This window comes from Maritimibacter alexandrii (assembly GCF_005871115.1).
Lineage (GTDB): Bacteria > Pseudomonadota > Alphaproteobacteria > Rhodobacterales > Rhodobacteraceae > Maritimibacter > Maritimibacter alkaliphilus.
This window is the reverse complement of the sequence record NZ_SWKQ01000009.1, coordinates 797,501-815,506: the sequence shown is the minus strand read 5'-3', so window position 1 is coordinate 815,506 and position 18,006 is coordinate 797,501. Positions and strand designations below refer to the sequence as shown.

Here is an 18,006-nt window from a genome sequence, read left to right as displayed (position 1 = left end):
AAAGGCCGGGGATGGATGACTTTTACGACCCGCCCGACGATCCGCTAGACATCATCCACATGGATCATGAGGTTCTCGTGGTGAACAAGCCGTCGGGATTGTTGTCCGTCCCGGGCAAAGGCGAGCATCTGGCGGACTGTCTGATCGCACGGTTGCAAGCGGCGTTCCCCGAGGTGCTTCTGGTTCATCGGCTCGATCGCGACACATCGGGCGTGATGGTGTTCGCCCTGACCCCGCACGCGCAGCGCCACCTTGGATTGCAGTTCGAAAAGCGGCAGGTGAAAAAGACATATGTCGCGCGCGTCTGGGGCGATGTTCAGGAGGATACGGGCACCGTCGACCTTCCGCTGATCGTCGATTGGCCCAACCGGCCGCGCCAGCATGTCGATTTCGAGAAGGGTAAGCCCGCCGTTACAGACTGGAAGGTGCTGAAGCGGGAAGGTGCGACCACACGAATGCGGCTGTTTCCACAGACCGGGCGCAGCCACCAGTTGCGCGTTCACATGTTGGAGCTTGGCCACCCGATCTGCGGCGATCCGTTCTACGCCGAAGGTCCGGCGCGCGACTTTCCCCGCCTGATGCTACACGCGGAAAGCCTGAGGTTTCGCCACCCGGACGGCGGCAAGGGCATGAACTTCCGCGCGAAGGTCCCGTTCTGACCGGTCTTGGGCTCGGCTTTCAGGCGGCGCCGCGCCATGACTACCAGAATACTAGGATTCTGGCGATTATATACCTTGCAAACACGCCCGAAAGGATAGGTAGGTCGATCCGTTGAGTCGGTGCTAGCCTGAGCCTCTATTGATTGGAGGAATTGGCATGGCGAAATGCCCTCAGTGCGAGAAAGCGATAACGAGTGTGCGGTTCAAGACGATGGAAAGCAGGCAATCATTTGGTTCTAATTCGCTCAACGTGATTGCCCATTGCTGTCCTTATTGTGACTCGGTTCTTTCAGTCGAAGTTGACCCGATCGCGGTGAAGACCGACACAGTAAATCTGATTCTTCGCCGTCTCGGTCGAACCTAGAAGAGCATGTAGCGGCGTTTGGGTTTTTGGCGTCGACGTTTAGCATGGTATTATGATACCACAGTGACTGGGGTATTTCAATACCCCAGCGTCAACTACTGCTCGGGCAGGTAGACCCACCCGCCTTCGCCAGCAATCTCTTGGAATGTCGCAAGGCCGCCGTCCTTTATGAAGGTGTCAGCCTTCACCCCAACGTAACCGGGGAAGACGTCAGGAGACGGTGCCATACCGGCAGTCTGAATGCTTTCCTGAATAGCGGCAGTATTCGAGGCGACGTCGTTAACCCCTGCCTCGATCCGTAGCAATATCGCGTTGTTCGCCGCCACGGTTTCCTCAAGCCGGTCCATCTTTGTAAGGATGAACCCTCCTAATGCTACACCTGCGGCGGCAAGCCCACCAATCAGCCACTTGATGGTGGTGAACTGCCCAATGGTTTCTGACCGAAACCCATCAATTGCGATTCCGACCTCGCGGACGGTTTCATACTCATTCGCCATCGTCGCGATCCTTTTCTGCGCGCTTCTTTTCCTCGCGCATCTTCTTTAAGGCTTCATCAAAGGCGCGTTCGCTCTCGTCTGCTTCGATCTCGCGGGCGAGTTCTTTGAACTTGTCAGATTGGCTAGTGGAATTGTTGTTCATATTTTCCGGCGTCCCAAAACTTTACATCGTGGACGAACAAGAAGGGGTCTTGGTCTTCGTAGACAACCGTCAACGACGGCATCCCTATTGATCGGCTCCCTTGGTATGTGAAAGCACGAACCTTCCCGCTTTCTGTCAAAGGTTTTCCCTCCTCAGGGTCGTAGGCAATAACAAGTGTCGCAGCTTCCCAAGCCATTTCAGCCCTCGGCCACTTGCCCTCGGCGTCATTGATCGCTTTGCGTGCTGCCTCTTCTTCAATAATCTGCCGCTTCACTACGACAGCCCAAGTTCGCTTGCCCGCATGAGCGCCCATTCAAGTTCTTCACCTTTGGGTTCGCGGACCCGTTCGGCTAAGATCGCATACAGCGGGATATCATCGCCTTGTGATACAATTTCCCATCCGTAGTCGTGCGACTCCTCACTAATTTCCGCCGCGCTAAGACCGTCTACGTATGAAATCCAGTAGCTTAGGTCTCTCGCTTGAGATTCGTTCAGCAAGCCCGGCGGGGGCGCCGTGAGCGCAATTGGACGCTTCACTGTCCGACTATGGAATTTCTCATCCCGAACCGACACTCGGCCTTCTCGCTCAAGTTCGGCAAGAATTGGGTAAACACCGCGTGGTCGGGGACCGAATTCGTCTCGCTGGTAGGCCCCGCCGCTGAACACCTCGCCTTCAATTGTGTAGCGCCGCGCTTCAAAGAACCACATGACTTTGAAAAGCTTGACTAAGCCCCACCCATCGCGGTCGCGAACTTGCCACGCCACTTGGTGTATCAAATCCTTGAACTTTTCGCGGTTGAACTCAGCCACTTTCTTTCTCGCAGTCAATCATGAGGCGTTGGGCATACCCGCAGCCTGCCATGCCCCCTTACTATAGAACAAACGTTTTCCTTTGATAGATTTCAGAGCGATTTCACAACGCATTGTGTCCTCAACGCCCTTGGCCGACCGATGGTTGTAGCGGAAGTCATACTCCGCGAGATAGCGGTGCAGGTGCTTCTTGTCGCAGTGTTGGTAGATGCCCTTCATGCCCCGCTTGAAGATGCTGAAATAGCCCTCGACGGTGTTGGTCGTGACGTCACCGCGAACGTATTCGTCCTTGCTGTGATCCACGCTTTCGTGCGCCGCGAATTGCTTGCCGATGGGCTTATACCAAGGCGCTTGGTCCGTCATGAGGCGGCTTTCGCGGTCGATGTTCGCGTTGAGGATCGGCAGGATTTCCTTTTGCGTCACCTTGTCCACGACGAACGAGCGGGCCGTGCGGTTCTCGCGATCCACCAGTGAAAGCACCTTCATCTTGTGATGGTAGACGCGGCGCGAGCCTTTGTAGTCGGGGTCCGTGCCGATGAACGTCTCGTCACTCTCAACGGTGCCGCCAGCGCCGCCCATGACCTCAAGATTGCCTTCGCGCATCGCCTCACGAACGCGGTGAGCCATGAACCAAGCGGTCTTGTAGGTCACTTCCAGAGCGCGGTGCAGTTGATGGGCCGAAACGCCCTTCTTGCTGGACGTCATGAGATAGACCGCTTGCAGCCACTTGTGCAGCGGAACCTTCGACGCCTCGAACACGGTGCCGACCTTGACGGTGTATTGCTTCTTGCAGTCCTTGCAGCGGTGTAGACCGTGGCGCACCCGCTTCTCAGGGTTGGCCGGAATCTTGTGCGCATTGTTCACGACGCCGCAATGCGGGCACTCGGGACCGTCGGGCCACAGAACGCTTTCCAGATGGTCGTAAGCGGCTTCTTCATTGTGAAAGTAGGGGCGGCTCAAGATGCTCATAACACTGTCCTTTCTCTACAGTGTCATATGGGAATCCGGCCCCGTGTTTGCAAGGTATATAATCGCCAGGATTCTAGTATCCTGATCTTCAAGCTAAACCTCTATAAAATAACGCTATTCAAGCGTGAGATTCGGGATCGGCTCCAGCGTGTTAACCAATTCGCCCCTGAGCGGCTCGTGCTGTGCGGGCAGTTTCAGCGCCTCCCCCAGCGTTTCCACCGGCTCGTCGGCATCGAAACCGATGTCGAGCGTCGCGACCTCGAACAAAACGCCGCCCGGCTCGCGGAAATAGATCGAGTGGAAGTAATTCCGGTCGCGCACTTCGGTCGGTTTGAGGCCTGCGTCGATCACCGCGTCACGCACGGCAAGCAGGGTCTCATCATTGGGGGTGGCGAATGCGATGTGGTGGACCGACCCGGCCCCTTCGACCGATTTCGCGACGTCCGGCGCCGCCATCACGTCGATGATGCCGACCGGGGCTTCCATCGTCAGGCGCGTGGTGGTGCCTTCGACCCCGGCTTCGGCGTAGCCCATCGCGGTCAGCACATCGAGCGTGGGCCGGGGGTCGGCGATCATGAGCGTGACGGAATGGAACCCCCGGATGCCCATCGTCTTGGGCAGCGCGCGCCATGGCTCGCGATCATCGTCGCATTCGACCAGAGCGAGCGTTTCGCCGTCGGGGCCCGGAAACCTGAGTTGCGCTTCGCCGAAGACCTCGATCCGGGTCGCGCCCTTCAGCCGGGCTGCCCAGTCGTCCAGCGATCCGCGCGGCACGGAAAAGGCGGTCACGGCCACCTCGCCGGTCCCGCGATGACCCTGTTTCCATTTCCGGTCCGGGAAATGCGTCATGACCGTGCCGGGGGTGCCCTTTTCGTCTCCGAAATACAGGTGGTAGACATAGGGATTGTCGAAATTCACCGTCGTCTTGACCCGGCGCAGGCCGAGCGTGCCGGTGAAGAAGGCGTCGTTCTCGGGCGCGGGGCCGGCGAATGCGGTCACGTGGTGCAGACCGTGGATATGCGGGATCATCTTTTCCTCCGTTTTGGCGATTACGGCGATGCGCTTTGGGTGGATGATAACAGGATTATCCTTATCGTGCGGATATGAGCTTTTCCGGTGCGAAACTGATCCTGCTGATCGGCGGCAAACTTCTGACAATCCGGCGCGACGACGACCCGTCGATCCCATGGCCGGGGCTGTGGGACTTGCCGGGTGGCGCGCGTGAAAATGATGAAAGCCCGGAGGCCTGCGTGTTGCGCGAAACGGCCGAGGAAACCGGGCTCACACTCGCGCCCGAGGCGCTGGTCTGGCGAAAGCATTACCTGCGACCCAACCCTGCGTGGTTCTTTGCGGCCAAGCTTGGCGCGGATGCGTTCAGCCGCGTTCGTCTGGGCGGCGAGGGGCAGGCGGTGGCCCTGATGCACCCCGCTGATTGGGTTCTGCGTGACGATGTGATCCCGCATTTCAGAATGCGCGTTGCCGAGGCGATGGAGGATATGCACGATCTGTGATTGCTTACGGGGGCGGACCGACCGGAACATCTGACTTGATGGTGAAGGCCGCTCCCCGCATAGTGTGCCCGACATTTCAGCACACGGAGTAGACGCCCATGAATTCCGAGGATTTCCTGTCCCAGTTTGTGGGGTCGAATATCGTCCTCCTTCTTATCGCGCTGTTCATTATCGTCTCGATTTTTCTGGGCGTGCGGATCGTGCCGCAGTCCGAGAAATTCGTGGTCGAGCGGTTCGGGCGGCTTCAGGCGGTGCTTGGGCCGGGGATCAACTTCATCATCCCGTTCCTAGATCGGGTGCGGCACAAGATCTCGATCCTCGAACGCCAGCTTCCGACGATGAGTCAGGACGCGATCACGCGGGACAACGTGCTGGTGCAGGTCGAGACCAGCGTGTTCTACCGTATTCTGAACCCGGAGAAGACGGTCTATCGCATTCGCGATGTGGACGGGGCGATTTCCACCACCGTCGCGGGTATCGTGCGGAGCGAGATCGGGATGATGGATCTGGACGACGTGCAGTCGAACCGGACGCAGCTGATCGCGCGCATCAAATCGCAGGTCGAGGATGCGGTCGATAACTGGGGGATCGAGGTGACGCGGACCGAAATTCTCGACGTGAACCTCGATCAGGCGACGCGCGACGCGATGCTTCAGCAGCTCAATGCCGAACGGGCCCGTCGGGCGCAGGTGACCGAAGCCGAGGGTAAAAAGCGCGCGGTCGAGCTTCAGGCGGATGCCGAGCTTTATGCCGCCGAACAGATCGCAAAGGCGCGCCGCATTCAGGCCGATGCCGAAGCCTATGCGACCGAAGTCGTGGCCAAGGCCATCGCCGACAACGGGCTTGAGGCGGCGCAGTATCAGGTCGCGCTGAAACAGGTCGAGGCGCTGACCAAAGTGGGTGACGGGCCCGGCAACCAGATGATCCTGCTGCCCGCCGATGCAGTGGACGCCTTCAAGAACGCCTTTGGTATGCTCAAGGGCCGTTCATGATGATGCTTTGGGAAATCTGGTGGGTCTGGATCGCGGCGGCGCTGGTCCTCGCAATTTTCGAGGTGTTCACGGCCGGTTTCGTGTTCGTGGGCTTCGCGCTGGGCGCGGCGGTCGTGGGAGTCTTGCTCGCCGTCGGCGTGTCGATCGCGCTCGCATGGGCGCTTGTGGTCTTCGCCATCGTGTCGGTCGCCGCCTGGGTGATCCTGCGTGCGGCCTTCGGTGTGCGACGCGGGCAGCGCCAGACCTTTCACCGCGACATCAACGAGGATTAGTCGGCAGGCGCCACCATGCGGGCGACGGCCCGCACCGCGCCGAGTTGCTTGCCCTTGACCAGCCATGAGACCGCAAAGGCGAGGACGCCGATGGTTTCGAGGATGAACATGTATTTGTAGGGCGCGAGAGTTTCGGTGATCCGGTCGGACAGCACGTAGGGGACGAGCGCCAGCAGGGCCAAGATCATGACGCCCCCGCAGCCGACGAAGATCAGGTTGTCGCCGGTCCAGACCATTTTCCCGTCCGAGTCGCGGTCCGACTTGGTGAACTGAAAGATCGACATCAGCGCCAGCAGAACGAAAAAGCCCGTGGCCGAGCCGAAGTGTAGAAGGTTCGGGTGCCCCTCGATCCCGAGGTTCACGTCGGGCAGCGCGACCATGTCCGGGCTGTCGACCACCACCGGGAACAGCGCGACCCCGATGGCGAAAATCCCGGCACCGCTGGTCAGGACGTTGTCGGACAGCGTTTCGTCGTCGGTCTTCGCATAGCCCTTGTAACTGACCAGAAACACGCCGATCGCACACATGGTGCCGACGAACACGCCGCCCATGTGGGTGTAGTAAAACTCGCTGATCGAGGGCGCGAAGACCGTATCGGGCAGCAGGCCATAGATGATGAGAACGGCGGGCAGGAAGAAGCCGAGCCAGCCAAGCGCGCGGCGGACGTTCAGATATTCGATGACGAGGGCGTTCTTGTCCTCTTCGATGTCGCCTTTGATTTCCTTGCCAAGCTGATCCACGGCGCTCTCCCCGTTGCCTGGGGGTAGTCTACCATGGTCGGTCGCCCGGCCTAGTCAGCGCAGCCTTACCTGTGACGGCATCGCAATCGCCCTACGGCAGGCTTGCGAGGATCGCTTCGGCGGCGGCGCGCGGATCGGGCGCCGACTTGATCGGGCGGCCGACGACGATGTGGTCGGCGCCGTCCGAGATGGCTTTTTCGGGTGTCGCGATCCGTTTCTGGTCGCCCGTCTCGGCGCCTTGTGGGCGCACGCCCGGCGTCACGATCAGCTTGCCGCTGGCCTCCGGCAAGGCCCGGATCATCGCGGCTTCGTGCGGCGAGGCGATCACGCCGTCCGCCCCGGCGGCCATGGCCCGGCGCGCGCGTTCCACGACAATGTCCTGCACGTCGCCCTGCGACATCAGCATGTCGTCGAGGTCGGCGCGGTCGAGCGAGGTCAGGATGGTGACGGCAAGGATCTTGAGGTCCGAGGCCCCTTTGCCTTCCTGCGCCGCGCGCACCACATGCGGATCGCCGTGGACCGTCAGGAAGTCCAGCCCGTAATTCGCAAGCCCGCGCACTGCGGCCTCGACCGTATTGCCGATGTCGAAGAGTTTCATGTCGAGGAAGATGCGCTTGTCCATCTCGTCGATCAGTTCGCGGGCCAGGGCGAGGCCCCCGCCGGTCAGCATACCGAGGCCGATCTTGTAGAACCCCACCGGGTCACCAAGCCGTTGCGCCAGTTCCAGCCCGGCCAGCGCGTTGGGAACGTCGAGTGCCACGATCAGGCGGTCGTCGGTCTTGGTCATGTTCTCGGCCATGGGGCGATCCTTTCCGGTTTCGGCACTTGTGCGAAAGCCGCCCGGTTCCGTCAAGCGCTCAGCCGAAATGCCGGCGCATGGCGGGTGCATCCACCGTCAAACAAAACGGGTCGCTTCGATGCCTGTGTCATCCGGCCTTGGCGCGCGGTGAGAAGGGCAGACGACCGACCGCCGACATGATGTCGACCGAAATCTGTTCTTCGCCACGGCGAAACCCCGGCATGGCGCGCGCCTGATCGAGCGCATGGGTCACGAGGTCGTAGGTGATGAGCGATGAGGGGCAGTCGTGCGCCCTATGCGACTGGCAGATGAAATTCACATGCCGTTGGCGCGCGCCCCCATCGGGCAACATCGCCATGGATACGGCGGCGCGGAAGCATTTCGTGCGATCGTCCCAGCGCAGATCGCGGATGTCTATGTCGGTCACTTTCATGGTCGGTCCTGTTTGCCCCACGGCGCGGACCATCGCCGAAAGTGGTGAACATTCCGTTCGCGATTGGTTGCGCGAAGGTGAACGGACATATGCAATTTTCGTGATCACAGGCTTGCGAGGGGGGTGACGCCCCCCCATCTATGATCCAAGGCCCAGACAGGGGTGTGCCGCAGGGCGGGCACCACAATTCACAGGGCGCTTAACGAGAGGAAAATGCCATGAATTTGGAAAAATTCACCGAACGGTCGCGTGGGTTCATTCAGGCCGCCCAAACGATCGCGATGCGCGAAAACCACCAGAAACTCGCGCCCGAGCATCTGCTCAAGGCCCTTATGGACGACGAAGAAGGCATGGCTGCGAACCTCATCCGTCAGGCGGGTGGGGAGCCGAAGCGGGTCGTCGAAGCCGTCGATGCCGCCGTTGCCAAGATCCCGCGTGTGACGGGGGACGCCGGGCAGGTCTATCTCGACAATGCCACGGCCCGCGTGCTGGACGAGGCCGAGAAGGTCGCGAAGAAGGCGGGCGACTCGTTCGTCCCTGTCGAACGTCTGCTCACGGCGCTGGCGCTGACCAAATCGGCGGCCAAGGATGCGCTGGAAGCGGGCGCGGTGTCGGCGCAGAAGCTGAACGCCGCGATCAACGACGTGCGCAAGGGTCGCACGGCTGACAGCGCGTCGGCCGAGGACAGCTACGAGGCGTTGAAGAAATATGCGCGCGACCTGACCGAGGCCGCCGAGGACGGCAAGATCGACCCCATCATCGGGCGGGACGAAGAAATTCGCCGCGCAATGCAGGTGCTGTCGCGCCGCACCAAGAACAACCCGGTCCTGATCGGTGATCCGGGCGTCGGTAAAACCGCGATCGCCGAGGGCCTTGCCCTGCGCATCATCAACGGAGACGTGCCCGAAAGCCTCAAGAACAAGAAGCTCATGGCGCTCGACATGGGCGCGTTGATTGCCGGCGCGAAATACCGGGGTGAATTCGAAGAGCGGCTCAAGGCCGTCTTGAACGAGATCCAGGCGGCGGCTGGGGAAATCATTCTGTTCATCGACGAGATGCACACGCTTGTGGGCGCGGGCAAGACCGACGGCGCGATGGATGCCGCGAACCTCATCAAACCGGCGCTCGCGCGGGGGGAACTTCACTGTGTCGGTGCCACGACGCTGGATGAGTACCGCAAGTACGTCGAAAAGGACGCGGCGCTTGCCCGGCGGTTCCAGCCGGTGATGGTGGACGAGCCGACGGTCGAGGATACGATCTCGATCCTGCGCGGCATCAAGGAGAAGTACGAGCTGCACCACGGCGTGCGAATCTCGGACTCCGCGCTTGTGTCGGCGGCGACCCTGTCCAACCGCTACATCACCGACCGGTTCCTGCCGGATAAGGCCATCGACCTTGTCGACGAGGCGGCGAGCCGTCTGCGGATGGAGGTCGACTCGAAACCCGAGGAACTCGACCAGCTCGACCGCAACATCCTCCAGCTTCAGATCGAGGCCGAGGCGCTCAAGAAAGAGGACGATGCCGCGTCGAAAGATCGGCTCGAGAAACTCGAGGGCGAGTTGTCGGCGTTGCAGGAGCAATCGGCGAGCATGACCGCCAAGTGGCAGGCCGAACGCGCCAAGCTGGAAGGCGCGCGCGAGCTGAAAGAGCAGCTTGACCGGGCGCGGGCCGATCTGGACATCGCCAAGCGTGAGGGCAACCTCGCCAAGGCCGGTGAGCTGTCCTACGGCGTGATCCCGGACCTGGAGCGCAAACTCTCCGAAGCCGAGAAGGCCGAGGAAGAGGGTGATGTGATGGTCGAAGAGGCCGTCCGGCCCGAGCAGATCGCGCAGGTGGTCGAGCGGTGGACGGGAATCCCGACCTCGAAGATGCTCGAAGGCGAGCGCGAGAAATTGCTGCGGATGGAAGAGGGCCTGCACAAGCGGGTCATCGGTCAGGATCAGGCGGTGCGCGCGGTGGCCAATGCCGTCCGTCGGGCCCGTGCGGGTCTGAACGACGAGGCGCGGCCCTTGGGCAGCTTCCTGTTCCTCGGGCCGACCGGCGTGGGTAAGACCGAGCTGACGAAAGCCGTGGCTGAGTTCCTGTTCGACGACGACAGTGCGATGGTGCGCATCGATATGTCGGAGTTCATGGAGAAGCACGCGGTCGCGCGTCTTATCGGCGCCCCTCCGGGCTATGTCGGCTATGACGAGGGCGGCGTTCTGACCGAGGCGGTGCGGCGCAAGCCCTATCAGGTCGTCCTGTTCGACGAGGTCGAAAAGGCGCACCCGGATGTGTTCAACGTGCTGCTTCAGGTGCTGGACGACGGTGTTCTGACCGACGGGCAGGGACACCGCGTCGACTTCAAGCAGACGCTGATCGTGCTGACCTCGAACCTCGGATCTCAGGCCTTGAGCCAGCTTCCGGACGGTGCGGATGCCGGGAAGGCCAAGCAGGACGTCATGGACGCCGTGCGGGCGCATTTCCGGCCCGAGTTCCTGAACCGTCTGGACGAAACCGTGATCTTCGACCGGCTGGGCCGGGCGGATATGTCGGGCATCGTGGATATCCAGCTTGGCCTGCTCGCCAAGCGACTGGCCAAGCGCAACATCACGTTGACGCTGGACGATGATGCGAAGCAGTGGCTCGGGGATCAGGGTTATGATCCGGTCTATGGTGCGCGCCCGCTCAAGCGCGTGATCCAGAAGGCGCTCCAAGACCCGCTGGCCGAGATGATCCTGTCAGGCGACGTGCTGGACGGGGCGACGATCCCGGTCACGGCCGGGGCCGACGGGCTTATCATCGGGGACCGGGTGGGAAACTCGACGAACCCGAAACCGAATGATGCGGTCGTCCACTAAGGACGCACGCGTTGGTGCGAGAAAGGGCGGGGGAGACCCCGCCCTTTTTCTTTGCCTTGACCGACTCGGGTCGTGCGAGTAAACACTCGCATGTGCGAGCGAGTGTTTACTCGCACTACGGATCGGGAGGCGACCCATGAAAACTCACATCAATTCGTTCTTCGAAGGGCCGATGGCCAAACAGGCGATCATCGTGCCCGTACTCATCATGCTCATCTTTTCCGTCTTCACGCTCACCGCACCGATGGACCCGGAGAAGACGGCACAGGCGGTGACGCTGGGGATCGTCAATAAGGACGAAGGCTTGCCGATGCCGCCCGTCAAAGTGTCGGAGCGGATGTTGCAGGGCTTGGGCGGTCAGATGCCCTTCGCCACGCAGTCCTTCGACAACCGTGACGACGCGGTTGCGGCGCTGGAAGCCGGCGATCTGAGTGTTCTTCTCGTTTTTCCTACCGTTTTTTCGGCCAAGGCGTTCAAGGGCGAGCAGGCGCGGTTCGAGATCGTGACATCGCCCGCCGTGACCGTTGCGGAGTTCCAGATGGCGCAGCAGTTGGAGCGAATGTTGCCAGCCGCGATGTCTGCCGGAGTCGCCTCGCTGCGCCTCGCGATGAAAGAGGGTAGCATGCCGACCGGAGAGATGCCGGTGGCGGCGGATGTGACCTCGGTCGTTGACGCCGGTCCGATGGCGTCGATGCAAGCGCCGTTCGCGATGCTCTATACCACATGGCTCGCCTCGCTCGTCGGCGCCGTGATGATGACCCTTGCAACGCGCGGGCGGGCGGATCGGGGCACGGTTGCCCTGACACGCACGCTGATTCCGGTTCTCGTTATGGGCCTCGCTTCGCTCTGTCTTGCGCTGGTCGTGGGGGCCACCGCCGGCTGGGGCGCGTTCCTGCCCGCCTGGGCCGTCGTCTGGCCGACCGCCATCGCGCTGTCATGGCTGTTTGTCGGCCTGCTCTCGCTTCTGGGGCTGTGGGTGGTGATCCTTCTCCTCCCGCTCGCTTTTTACCAGTCGGCCATCGGCGGGGTCATGGCCCCGGCAGCCGCAGCGCCCGAGTGGCTGTCGCGGATCACGAGTTGGGCCGGTCTGGAGCAGATTGGCGCAGCTTATCGTGGCGCGGTGCATGGGGTCGCCATGCCCTATCCGGTTGTCCTTGTCGCCATCATCGCGATACTCGGGCTGGCCCTGATCTGGATCCGCGCGGCGCTTCCCGCACGGGCCGGGGCGACCGGAGCCACGACCGCCGCATGAACAAAGCCGACAGCCGGTTCGAAAGCGATGCCTTCAGGGCCGTGTTGGACGCGGTCGAGAAGGAAGAGGGTCCGAGTGCGCCGAAAAAACGCCTCGCGATCCTCGCCGCGCTCGACTGCTTTGCCGAGTTCGGGTTCGACGGCACTTCGACCAAGATGATCGCCGAACGGGCCGGGATCGGCGAGGCGACGATCTTTCGTCATTTCCCGTCGAAGAAGGCGCTGCTGCTCAGGATCACGCAACCCGTCGTCCGGCATATCCTGACCCCGGCGGCCGAGCAGGAGGCGCACGAGCTGATCGACCGGCACAAAGGGGATCGGCGGGCGGTGCTGCGGGCCGTAATGCTCTCGCGGCTGCATTTCATGCGCGTGTACGAACCGCTGGTGAAGATCCTTTTGCAGGAGGCGCTGGTGAACCCCGACCTGCGCGCGGTGATGATCCACGAGGCGACGCCGCTTTTCGATCAGCTGTCCGGCACCGTGGCGATGTTCGGTCCGCAGACCGAGCTTGAGCGGGAACGCTTCTTCCGCACGCTGGGATCGTTCATAATGGGGTACTTCCTGCACCGTTCGATCCTTGCGCCGAACCGGGATTGGGACGATGCGACCGAGGTGGATTTCATGCTGACCGTCATGTTCGACGGATTGGATGCCACGCTCGACCGGTGTTGACGCGAGGTTCGGCAATCGACCGTTTGGAGTTCGCCCGGTCTGGCGTATCCTCTTGCCGGGAGGAGCCATCATGAGAAAAGTCGATGCATTACTGTCGGAGTATGGCGAGAGCCATCAGAACCCGACGAACAAGATGGTGCACTGGATTTGCGTGCCGGTCATCTTCGTCTGCGTCATGGCACTGATCTATGCGATCCCGCCCATTGCCGGTGTGAACCTGTTGTGGCCCGTCGCCGTCGCCGCGCTCATATACTATGCCGTGCTGTCGCCGCCGCTTGCCGTGGGCTTCGTGGTGGTGCTGATTGTCGGGTATCTCATCATACAGGCTTTGGAAGCTGTGGTGCCGCTGCCGATCTGGGCGACGGCGCTGATCCTGTTCGTGCTCGCCTGGATCGGGCAATTCTGGGGTCACAAGGTCGAGGGCAAGAAGCCGTCGTTCTTCAAGGACGTGCAGTTCCTGCTGATCGGGCCCGCGTGGCTGATGTCGTTTCTCTACGCGCGCGCGGGCGTGAAATACTGAAACGACCCCCGCCGCAGGGGGGCAGGGGCCGTTCCGGGGGCGGATGAGATGCGGGGTTACATCTCGCCCGACGGGATCAGACCGTCCTCCTGTGCCGAGGCAAGCTCGTCCATGTCGAGAACGCCGTCCCCGTTCGTGTCTGACGCGGTAAAGATGTCTTCATTCACGTCGTCATAGGCCGCCATGAGTTCTTCGACCGAGATGACGCCGTCCGCGTCGATATCGACCACCTTCACGTCCTGCGCGATGGCGACAGATCCGATGGTCAGCGTGGCTGCGATGGCAAGGTTCGCGATCTTCATGTTCATGTCCTCTCTATAAGGGTCCCGTCTGTCGGGGTGAGGACACTTGGTCACGCCCCATTGCCCGGTGCATCGGGGATCTGGCACACGGGCGGTTTTGGGCGCCGGATTGCGCGGCGAGGCCGTTCGGGCAGGCGGAAACAGGATCGTCAAAGGCGGGCTTTCGCCACACGGCGGAAGCGCACCGACCTGCGGGGGGCCGGCGGGCGAAAGGCCGCTCTCGTTCAGGTCGTTTTCATATCCGCGTGCGACGGCTGGATACGGTCCGGTTTTCCCTTGTTCGCGCGACTCGCGCGCGGCATGATCGGGTCAACCGGGGCACGAGACCCCTTTGAGCAGCACCGAACCGGGAGGCGGTATGAGCCCCGACGTCGAACGCATCCTCACCAAGATCAAATTCGGCAAACCGTTCCGCGCGCATGACGTGACCATCATTCACACTCTGGTGGACGATACGCGGGTGAGTTTCTGCGTCGACATGGAGAACGACCCGATCCAGCGAAATCACCGTCGCGGCCAGTTCTATGAGCAAAAGGAACTGAAGGATCTGAAGCGGCTGTTTCCCGAAGGCGGCACCTTCGTCGATATCGGCGCGAACGTCGGAAACCACTCCTTATATGCGGCGCTCATTCTGAAGGCCGGCAAGGTGATCCCGGTGGAGCCCAATCTGCTCGCCTTCCGCCTTCTCATTCATAATGTGCTCATCAATCGGCTGGAGCATGTGTTCGACCTGTCCAAGCTGGGCGTCGGGCTGTCGGACAAGGCCGAGCAGGGCTACGCCATGCAGAAGCGCGAGCGCAACCTCGGCGGGGCCAAGATGCTGCCGGGTGAAGGCGACCTGATGGTCGTGCCGGGCGATGCGCTGTTGGCGGGCGTGACCCCCGACCTCATCAAGATTGACGTCGAGGGGATGGAGATGATGGCACTCGCCGGGCTGGAGGACACGATTTCATCCCACAACCCGGTTCTGCTGGTCGAGGTCGACAAGGAGAACGAGGATGCGTTCTTCGCTTGGGCCGAGGCGCATGACTACGTCATCGACAAAACGGTGCAACGCTACCGGCTGAACAAGAACCACCTGCTGATCCACAAATCGCAGGCGGGCGACGTAGCCGCCGAGTAGAGGGGAAGCGCGCGATGGAAAACGAGATGAGCACGACCTTCTGGGTTCTCGAATACCTCGCCATGTTCTTCATCTTCCTGATCGGGGCGGTGGTCGCGCTCGTCCTGATCTGGTGGGCGGTCGACAAGTTCCAGACCGCTGACGCCGTTCGCCGCAACTATCCGGTTATCGGGCGCTTCCGGCACCTGTTCACCTCGCTGGGTGAATTCTTCCGGCAATACTTCTTCGCGATGGACCGGGAAGAGATGCCGTTCAACCGGGCGCAGCGCGACTGGGTCTATCGGGCGGCGGCCGGCAAGGACAATACGGTGGCCTTCGGCTCGACCCGCAATATCTCGACCCCCGGCACGTCCATCTTCGTCAACGCGGCCTTTCCGCCGTTGGGGTTCCAGTATGCCAAGACCGCGCCGATGGTGATCGGGCCGACGGCGGCGAAACCGTATGAGGCGCCGAGCTTCTTCAACATCTCCGGCATGTCCTATGGCGCGCTGTCCCAGCCCGCCGTGCGCGCGTTGTCGATGGGGGCCAAGAAAGCGAACGTCTGGCTGAACACCGGGGAGGGCGGCATGTCCGACTATCACCTCGAGGGTGGATGTGATGTCGTCTATCAGATCGGGACCGCCAAATACGGGGTGCGCGACGAACACGGCAAGCTTTCGGACGCGAAGCTGCGCGAGGTGGCGGCACGGCCCGAAGTGAAGATGTTCGAGTTGAAGCTCGCGCAGGGGGCCAAACCCGGCAAGGGCGGCATTCTTCCGGCGGCCAAGGTGGATGAAGAGGTCTCGCGCATCCGGGGCATCCCGGTCGGCAAGGCGAGCGAGTCGCCCAACCGCCACGAAGAGATCGACGATTGGGACGATCTTCTCGACGTCATCAGCCACATTCGCGAGGTCACGGGGAAACCCGTCGGGTTCAAGACGGTGGTCGGCGCGGTCGATCCGTTCTCGGACCTGTTCGACTGCATCATGCGGCGCGGCCCCGACAGTGCGCCGGACTTCATCACGATCGATGGCGGTGAGGGCGGCACGGGGGCCGCGCCCATGCCGCTCATCGACCTCGTCGGGATGCCGATCCGCGAGGCGCTGCCGCGGATCGTGGACCTTCGCGACCAGCGTGGGCTTCATGACCGCATCCGCATGATCGCGTCGGGAAAGATGGTGAACCCGTCTGACGTGGCATGGGCCATTTGCGCGGGGGCCGATTTCGTCGTGTCCGCGCGCGGGTTCATGTTCAGCCTGGGCTGCATTCAGGCCCTGAAGTGCAACAAGAACACCTGCCCGACCGGGGTGACCACGCACGACCCGCGTTTGCAGAAGGGGCTGGTGCCCAAGGACAAGGCGGCGAAGGTCGCGAGTTTCGCCAAGAACATGATCCACGAGGTCGAAACCATCGCGCATTCCGTGGGCGTCGCCGAACCGCGCCAGATGCGGCGGCGGCACGTACGGATCGTGCAGGGCGATGGCCGCTCGATCCCGATGAACGAGATTTATCCAAGTTACAGTACTCACGCACTATCGTGATGCACCTTTATTGGGCCGGTTCTCGTTTCTTCCGTAAGACGGGAGAAAGAAGGACGTAGGAGGACCCAATGGGATACAAACCCGACCTGACTCGTGACGATGTCACACCGAAGGCGCTTTTTCTGAATCGGCGGCAGATCATGGCAAGCGCCGCTGGCCTCATGGCCGGTGGCCTCGCCGCTCCGGCCTTGGCGCAGAACGAACTCGAGCCCAACACGCTCGAAGAGATCACCAACTACAACAACTACTATGAGTTCGGGACCGGCAAGGAAGACCCGGCCAAGAACGCGCATATGCTGACGGTCGATCCGTGGTCGATCGAAGTGGGCGGTTTGGTGGATCGCCCCGGCACCTATTCCATGGCCGACATCATGGATGGGATGACGGTCGAGGAGCGCATCTATCGGTTCCGCTGTGTCGAGGCGTGGTCGATGGTGATCCCGTGGAACGGGTTCGAGCTGAATCAGCTTCTGGAAAAGGTCGGTGTTCAGTCCGGCGCCAAGTATGTGGCGTTCGAAACCGCCTATCGCCCCGACGAGATGCCGGGCGTCCGGTTCCCCGTCGTGGAATGGCCCTATGTCGAGGGTCTGCGGCTGGACGAGGCGATGCACCCTCTCACTATTATGGCCACCGGAATTTACGGTGAGCCGATGCCGAAGCAGAACGGCGCGCCGATTCGGCTGGTGGTGCCGTGGAAATACGGGTTCAAGTCGATCAAATCGATCGTGCGGATTTCGCTGGTCGAGGACGAACCGCCGACAACCTGGAACAAGGCGAACGCGCGCGAGTACGGCTTCTATAGTAACGTGAACCCGAACGTGGATCACCCGCGCTGGTCGCAGGCCACCGAACGCGTGATCGGGGCCGGCATTTTCGCCGCGCGTAAAGAGACGCTGATGTTCAACGGATACGAAGATCAGGTCGCCAGCCTTTATGCCGGCATGGACCTGTCCGAGAACTACTGATGTCCGAGCTTGCCCGCACCATAAACGGCGCGCTGCGAAAAGTGCCCGCCTGGCCGATCTATCTGATCGGGGTGATCCCGCCCGCGTGGCTCTTCTATCAGGGGGTCACCGGAAACCTCGGCGTCGACCCGGTGAAGAAGATGGAACACGAGATCGGTCTTCTGGGTCTTCAGGTTCTGATCGCCACGCTGGCCATCACGCCGCTGTTCAAGATCACCAAGATCAACCTCGTGAAGTTCCGGCGCGCGCTGGGGCTGGTCGGCTTCTTTTATATCGTCTGCCACCTCGCGGTGTGGCTGTTCCTCGATGTTCAGATCTGGAGCCAGATCTGGGCCGACATCGTAAAGCGTCCCTACATTACTATAGGGATGGGGGCGTTCGCCCTTTTGATCCCGCTGGCGGTCACGTCGAACAACTGGTCGATGCGGAAACTCCGCAAGACGTGGAAGTCGATTCACAAGCTGTTCTATCCGGCGATCATTCTGGGCGGGATTCACTTCCTGCTCCTGCGCAAGGGCATCCAGCTGGAGCCGGTGCTCTATGTCGTGGGGATCGTCCTGCTGCTCGCGATGCGCGTGAAGCTCCCCAAACGCGCGCGCCGGACGGCGAACGCCTGAAGACGAAG

General features: G+C 61.6%; 22 protein-coding genes. 12 read left to right on the top strand and 10 right to left on the bottom strand.

Annotated features, from left to right (window positions below; all coding sequences use genetic code 11):
* Nucleotides 1-11: 11 nt before the first annotated feature.
* The gene (locus FCT00_RS04925) at nucleotides 12-659 is read left to right on the top strand and encodes an RluA family pseudouridine synthase (RefSeq protein ID WP_138422063.1); all 648 of its coding nucleotides are present in this window, start codon (nucleotides 12-14) and stop codon (nucleotides 657-659) included.
* Nucleotides 660-1,118: 459 nt separating this feature from the next.
* Here the strand turns inward: FCT00_RS04925 and FCT00_RS04920 are convergent, their stop codons facing one another.
* From FCT00_RS04920 to FCT00_RS04900, 6 genes are all read right to left on the bottom strand, one after another.
* The gene (locus FCT00_RS04920; protein ID WP_138422062.1) at nucleotides 1,119-1,520 is read right to left on the bottom strand and encodes a hypothetical protein; all 402 of its coding nucleotides are present in this window, start codon (nucleotides 1,518-1,520) and stop codon (nucleotides 1,119-1,121) included.
* Nucleotides 1,510-1,662 (bottom strand): hypothetical protein, encoded by a 153-nt coding sequence (locus tag FCT00_RS21405; protein ID WP_171042889.1) that lies wholly within the window; start codon nucleotides 1,660-1,662, stop codon nucleotides 1,510-1,512. Before FCT00_RS21405 ends, FCT00_RS04920 begins: the two co-directional genes overlap by 11 nt.
* Nucleotides 1,643-1,936, bottom strand: coding sequence for a hypothetical protein (locus FCT00_RS04915; protein WP_138422061.1), 294 nt, complete (start codon nucleotides 1,934-1,936; stop codon nucleotides 1,643-1,645). The genes FCT00_RS21405 and FCT00_RS04915 overlap by 20 nt, the downstream gene beginning before the upstream one ends.
* Nucleotides 1,936-2,472, bottom strand: coding sequence for a type II toxin-antitoxin system antitoxin SocA domain-containing protein (locus FCT00_RS04910; RefSeq protein WP_138422060.1), 537 nt, complete (start codon nucleotides 2,470-2,472; stop codon nucleotides 1,936-1,938). The genes FCT00_RS04915 and FCT00_RS04910 overlap by 1 nt, the downstream gene beginning before the upstream one ends.
* A gap of 18 nt (nucleotides 2,473-2,490) precedes the next feature.
* Entirely contained in the window at nucleotides 2,491-3,441 is a 951-nt protein-coding gene (locus tag FCT00_RS04905) for an IS1595 family transposase (protein ID WP_138422059.1), read from the bottom strand.
* Nucleotides 3,442-3,555: 114 nt separating this feature from the next.
* The gene (locus tag FCT00_RS04900) at nucleotides 3,556-4,470 is read right to left on the bottom strand and encodes a VOC family protein (protein WP_138422058.1); all 915 of its coding nucleotides are present in this window, start codon (nucleotides 4,468-4,470) and stop codon (nucleotides 3,556-3,558) included.
* Nucleotides 4,471-4,544: 74 nt separating this feature from the next.
* Here FCT00_RS04900 and FCT00_RS04895 point away from each other — a divergent pair, with 74 nt between their 5' ends.
* The 3 genes from FCT00_RS04895 to FCT00_RS04885 all read left to right on the top strand — a co-directional run bounded on the left by FCT00_RS04895 (nucleotide 4,545) and on the right by FCT00_RS04885 (nucleotide 6,216).
* Complete coding sequence (locus FCT00_RS04895) at nucleotides 4,545-4,952, top strand: NUDIX domain-containing protein (protein ID WP_138422057.1); 408 nt, start codon at nucleotides 4,545-4,547, stop codon at nucleotides 4,950-4,952.
* A 98-nt stretch (nucleotides 4,953-5,050) separates the two neighbouring features.
* Nucleotides 5,051-5,944 (top strand): SPFH domain-containing protein, encoded by an 894-nt coding sequence (locus tag FCT00_RS04890; RefSeq protein WP_008333300.1) that lies wholly within the window; start codon nucleotides 5,051-5,053, stop codon nucleotides 5,942-5,944.
* Complete coding sequence (locus FCT00_RS04885; protein WP_008333301.1) at nucleotides 5,941-6,216, top strand: NfeD family protein; 276 nt, start codon at nucleotides 5,941-5,943, stop codon at nucleotides 6,214-6,216. The genes FCT00_RS04890 and FCT00_RS04885 overlap by 4 nt, the downstream gene beginning before the upstream one ends.
* Here the strand turns inward: FCT00_RS04885 and FCT00_RS04880 are convergent.
* From FCT00_RS04880 to FCT00_RS04870, 3 genes are all read right to left on the bottom strand, one after another.
* Nucleotides 6,213-6,956 (bottom strand): DUF998 domain-containing protein, encoded by a 744-nt coding sequence (locus FCT00_RS04880; protein WP_138422056.1) that lies wholly within the window; start codon nucleotides 6,954-6,956, stop codon nucleotides 6,213-6,215. The genes FCT00_RS04885 and FCT00_RS04880 overlap by 4 nt on opposite strands.
* Before the next feature lie 91 nt (nucleotides 6,957-7,047).
* The gene (gene pyrF / locus FCT00_RS04875; protein ID WP_235888937.1) at nucleotides 7,048-7,755 is read right to left on the bottom strand and encodes an orotidine-5'-phosphate decarboxylase; all 708 of its coding nucleotides are present in this window, start codon (nucleotides 7,753-7,755) and stop codon (nucleotides 7,048-7,050) included.
* Nucleotides 7,756-7,882: 127 nt separating this feature from the next.
* The gene (locus tag FCT00_RS04870; protein ID WP_138422055.1) at nucleotides 7,883-8,188 is read right to left on the bottom strand and encodes a hypothetical protein; all 306 of its coding nucleotides are present in this window, start codon (nucleotides 8,186-8,188) and stop codon (nucleotides 7,883-7,885) included.
* 218 nt (nucleotides 8,189-8,406) lie between these two features.
* Between FCT00_RS04870 and clpB the strand changes: the two genes are divergently transcribed.
* From clpB to FCT00_RS04850, 4 genes are all read left to right on the top strand, one after another.
* Nucleotides 8,407-11,028 carry an ATP-dependent chaperone ClpB gene (gene clpB / locus FCT00_RS04865; RefSeq protein WP_138422054.1) on the top strand — a complete coding sequence of 874 codons (2,622 nt, stop codon included), beginning with the start codon at nucleotides 8,407-8,409 and terminating at the stop codon, nucleotides 11,026-11,028.
* A gap of 136 nt (nucleotides 11,029-11,164) precedes the next feature.
* Nucleotides 11,165-12,280 (top strand): YhgE/Pip domain-containing protein, encoded by a 1,116-nt coding sequence (locus FCT00_RS04860; protein WP_138422053.1) that lies wholly within the window; start codon nucleotides 11,165-11,167, stop codon nucleotides 12,278-12,280.
* Nucleotides 12,277-12,951 carry a TetR/AcrR family transcriptional regulator gene (locus tag FCT00_RS04855; protein ID WP_171042888.1) on the top strand — a complete coding sequence of 225 codons (675 nt, stop codon included), beginning with the start codon at nucleotides 12,277-12,279 and terminating at the stop codon, nucleotides 12,949-12,951. The genes FCT00_RS04860 and FCT00_RS04855 overlap by 4 nt, the downstream gene beginning before the upstream one ends.
* Nucleotides 12,952-13,021: 70 nt before the next feature.
* Nucleotides 13,022-13,471, top strand: a complete 450-nt coding sequence (locus FCT00_RS04850; RefSeq protein ID WP_138422051.1) for an Mpo1 family 2-hydroxy fatty acid dioxygenase — start codon at nucleotides 13,022-13,024, stop codon at nucleotides 13,469-13,471.
* 56 nt (nucleotides 13,472-13,527) lie between these two features.
* Here the strand turns inward: FCT00_RS04850 and FCT00_RS04845 are convergent, their stop codons facing one another.
* Nucleotides 13,528-13,773, bottom strand: a complete 246-nt coding sequence (locus FCT00_RS04845; protein ID WP_040885042.1) for an EF-hand domain-containing protein — start codon at nucleotides 13,771-13,773, stop codon at nucleotides 13,528-13,530.
* Nucleotides 13,774-14,131: 358 nt separating this feature from the next.
* Here FCT00_RS04845 and FCT00_RS04840 point away from each other — a divergent pair, with 358 nt between their 5' ends.
* From FCT00_RS04840 to msrQ, 4 genes are all read left to right on the top strand, one after another.
* Complete coding sequence (locus FCT00_RS04840) at nucleotides 14,132-14,896, top strand: FkbM family methyltransferase (RefSeq protein ID WP_138422050.1); 765 nt, start codon at nucleotides 14,132-14,134, stop codon at nucleotides 14,894-14,896.
* Between the two features lie 26 nt (nucleotides 14,897-14,922).
* The gene (locus tag FCT00_RS04835; RefSeq protein WP_235888936.1) at nucleotides 14,923-16,416 is read left to right on the top strand and encodes an FMN-binding glutamate synthase family protein; all 1,494 of its coding nucleotides are present in this window, start codon (nucleotides 14,923-14,925) and stop codon (nucleotides 16,414-16,416) included.
* Between the two features lie 68 nt (nucleotides 16,417-16,484).
* Complete coding sequence (msrP, locus tag FCT00_RS04830; protein ID WP_008333323.1) at nucleotides 16,485-17,381, top strand: protein-methionine-sulfoxide reductase catalytic subunit MsrP; 897 nt, start codon at nucleotides 16,485-16,487, stop codon at nucleotides 17,379-17,381.
* Entirely contained in the window at nucleotides 17,381-17,998 is a 618-nt protein-coding gene (gene msrQ / locus FCT00_RS04825) for a protein-methionine-sulfoxide reductase heme-binding subunit MsrQ (protein ID WP_138422048.1), read from the top strand. The genes msrP and msrQ overlap by 1 nt, the downstream gene beginning before the upstream one ends.
* The last annotated feature ends 8 nt before the right edge of the window (nucleotides 17,999-18,006 follow it).

What these genes read in the sequence shown, in the direction of transcription:
- FCT00_RS04925 (WP_138422063.1), top strand. Translation starts at nt 12, where the DNA reads ATGGATGACTTTTACGACCCGCCCGACGATCCGCTAGACATCATCCAC.
- FCT00_RS04920 (WP_138422062.1), bottom strand. Translation starts at nt 1,520, where the DNA reads ATGGCGAATGAGTATGAAACCGTCCGCGAGGTCGGAATCGCAATTGAT.
- FCT00_RS21405 (WP_171042889.1), bottom strand. Translation starts at nt 1,662, where the DNA reads ATGAACAACAATTCCACTAGCCAATCTGACAAGTTCAAAGAACTCGCC.
- FCT00_RS04905 (WP_138422059.1), bottom strand. Translation starts at nt 3,441, where the DNA reads ATGAGCATCTTGAGCCGCCCCTACTTTCACAATGAAGAAGCCGCTTAC.
- FCT00_RS04900 (WP_138422058.1), bottom strand. Translation starts at nt 4,470, where the DNA reads ATGATCCCGCATATCCACGGTCTGCACCACGTGACCGCATTCGCCGGC.
- FCT00_RS04895 (WP_138422057.1), top strand. Translation starts at nt 4,545, where the DNA reads ATGAGCTTTTCCGGTGCGAAACTGATCCTGCTGATCGGCGGCAAACTT.
- FCT00_RS04890 (WP_008333300.1), top strand. Translation starts at nt 5,051, where the DNA reads ATGAATTCCGAGGATTTCCTGTCCCAGTTTGTGGGGTCGAATATCGTC.
- FCT00_RS04885 (WP_008333301.1), top strand. Translation starts at nt 5,941, where the DNA reads ATGATGATGCTTTGGGAAATCTGGTGGGTCTGGATCGCGGCGGCGCTG.
- pyrF (WP_235888937.1), bottom strand. Translation starts at nt 7,755, where the DNA reads ATGGCCGAGAACATGACCAAGACCGACGACCGCCTGATCGTGGCACTC.
- FCT00_RS04870 (WP_138422055.1), bottom strand. Translation starts at nt 8,188, where the DNA reads ATGAAAGTGACCGACATAGACATCCGCGATCTGCGCTGGGACGATCGC.
- clpB (WP_138422054.1), top strand. Translation starts at nt 8,407, where the DNA reads ATGAATTTGGAAAAATTCACCGAACGGTCGCGTGGGTTCATTCAGGCC.
- FCT00_RS04860 (WP_138422053.1), top strand. Translation starts at nt 11,165, where the DNA reads ATGAAAACTCACATCAATTCGTTCTTCGAAGGGCCGATGGCCAAACAG.
- FCT00_RS04855 (WP_171042888.1), top strand. Translation starts at nt 12,277, where the DNA reads ATGAACAAAGCCGACAGCCGGTTCGAAAGCGATGCCTTCAGGGCCGTG.
- FCT00_RS04850 (WP_138422051.1), top strand. Translation starts at nt 13,022, where the DNA reads ATGAGAAAAGTCGATGCATTACTGTCGGAGTATGGCGAGAGCCATCAG.
- FCT00_RS04845 (WP_040885042.1), bottom strand. Translation starts at nt 13,773, where the DNA reads ATGAAGATCGCGAACCTTGCCATCGCAGCCACGCTGACCATCGGATCT.
- FCT00_RS04840 (WP_138422050.1), top strand. Translation starts at nt 14,132, where the DNA reads ATGAGCCCCGACGTCGAACGCATCCTCACCAAGATCAAATTCGGCAAA.
- FCT00_RS04835 (WP_235888936.1), top strand. Translation starts at nt 14,923, where the DNA reads ATGAGCACGACCTTCTGGGTTCTCGAATACCTCGCCATGTTCTTCATC.
- msrP (WP_008333323.1), top strand. Translation starts at nt 16,485, where the DNA reads ATGGGATACAAACCCGACCTGACTCGTGACGATGTCACACCGAAGGCG.
- msrQ (WP_138422048.1), top strand. Translation starts at nt 17,381, where the DNA reads ATGTCCGAGCTTGCCCGCACCATAAACGGCGCGCTGCGAAAAGTGCCC.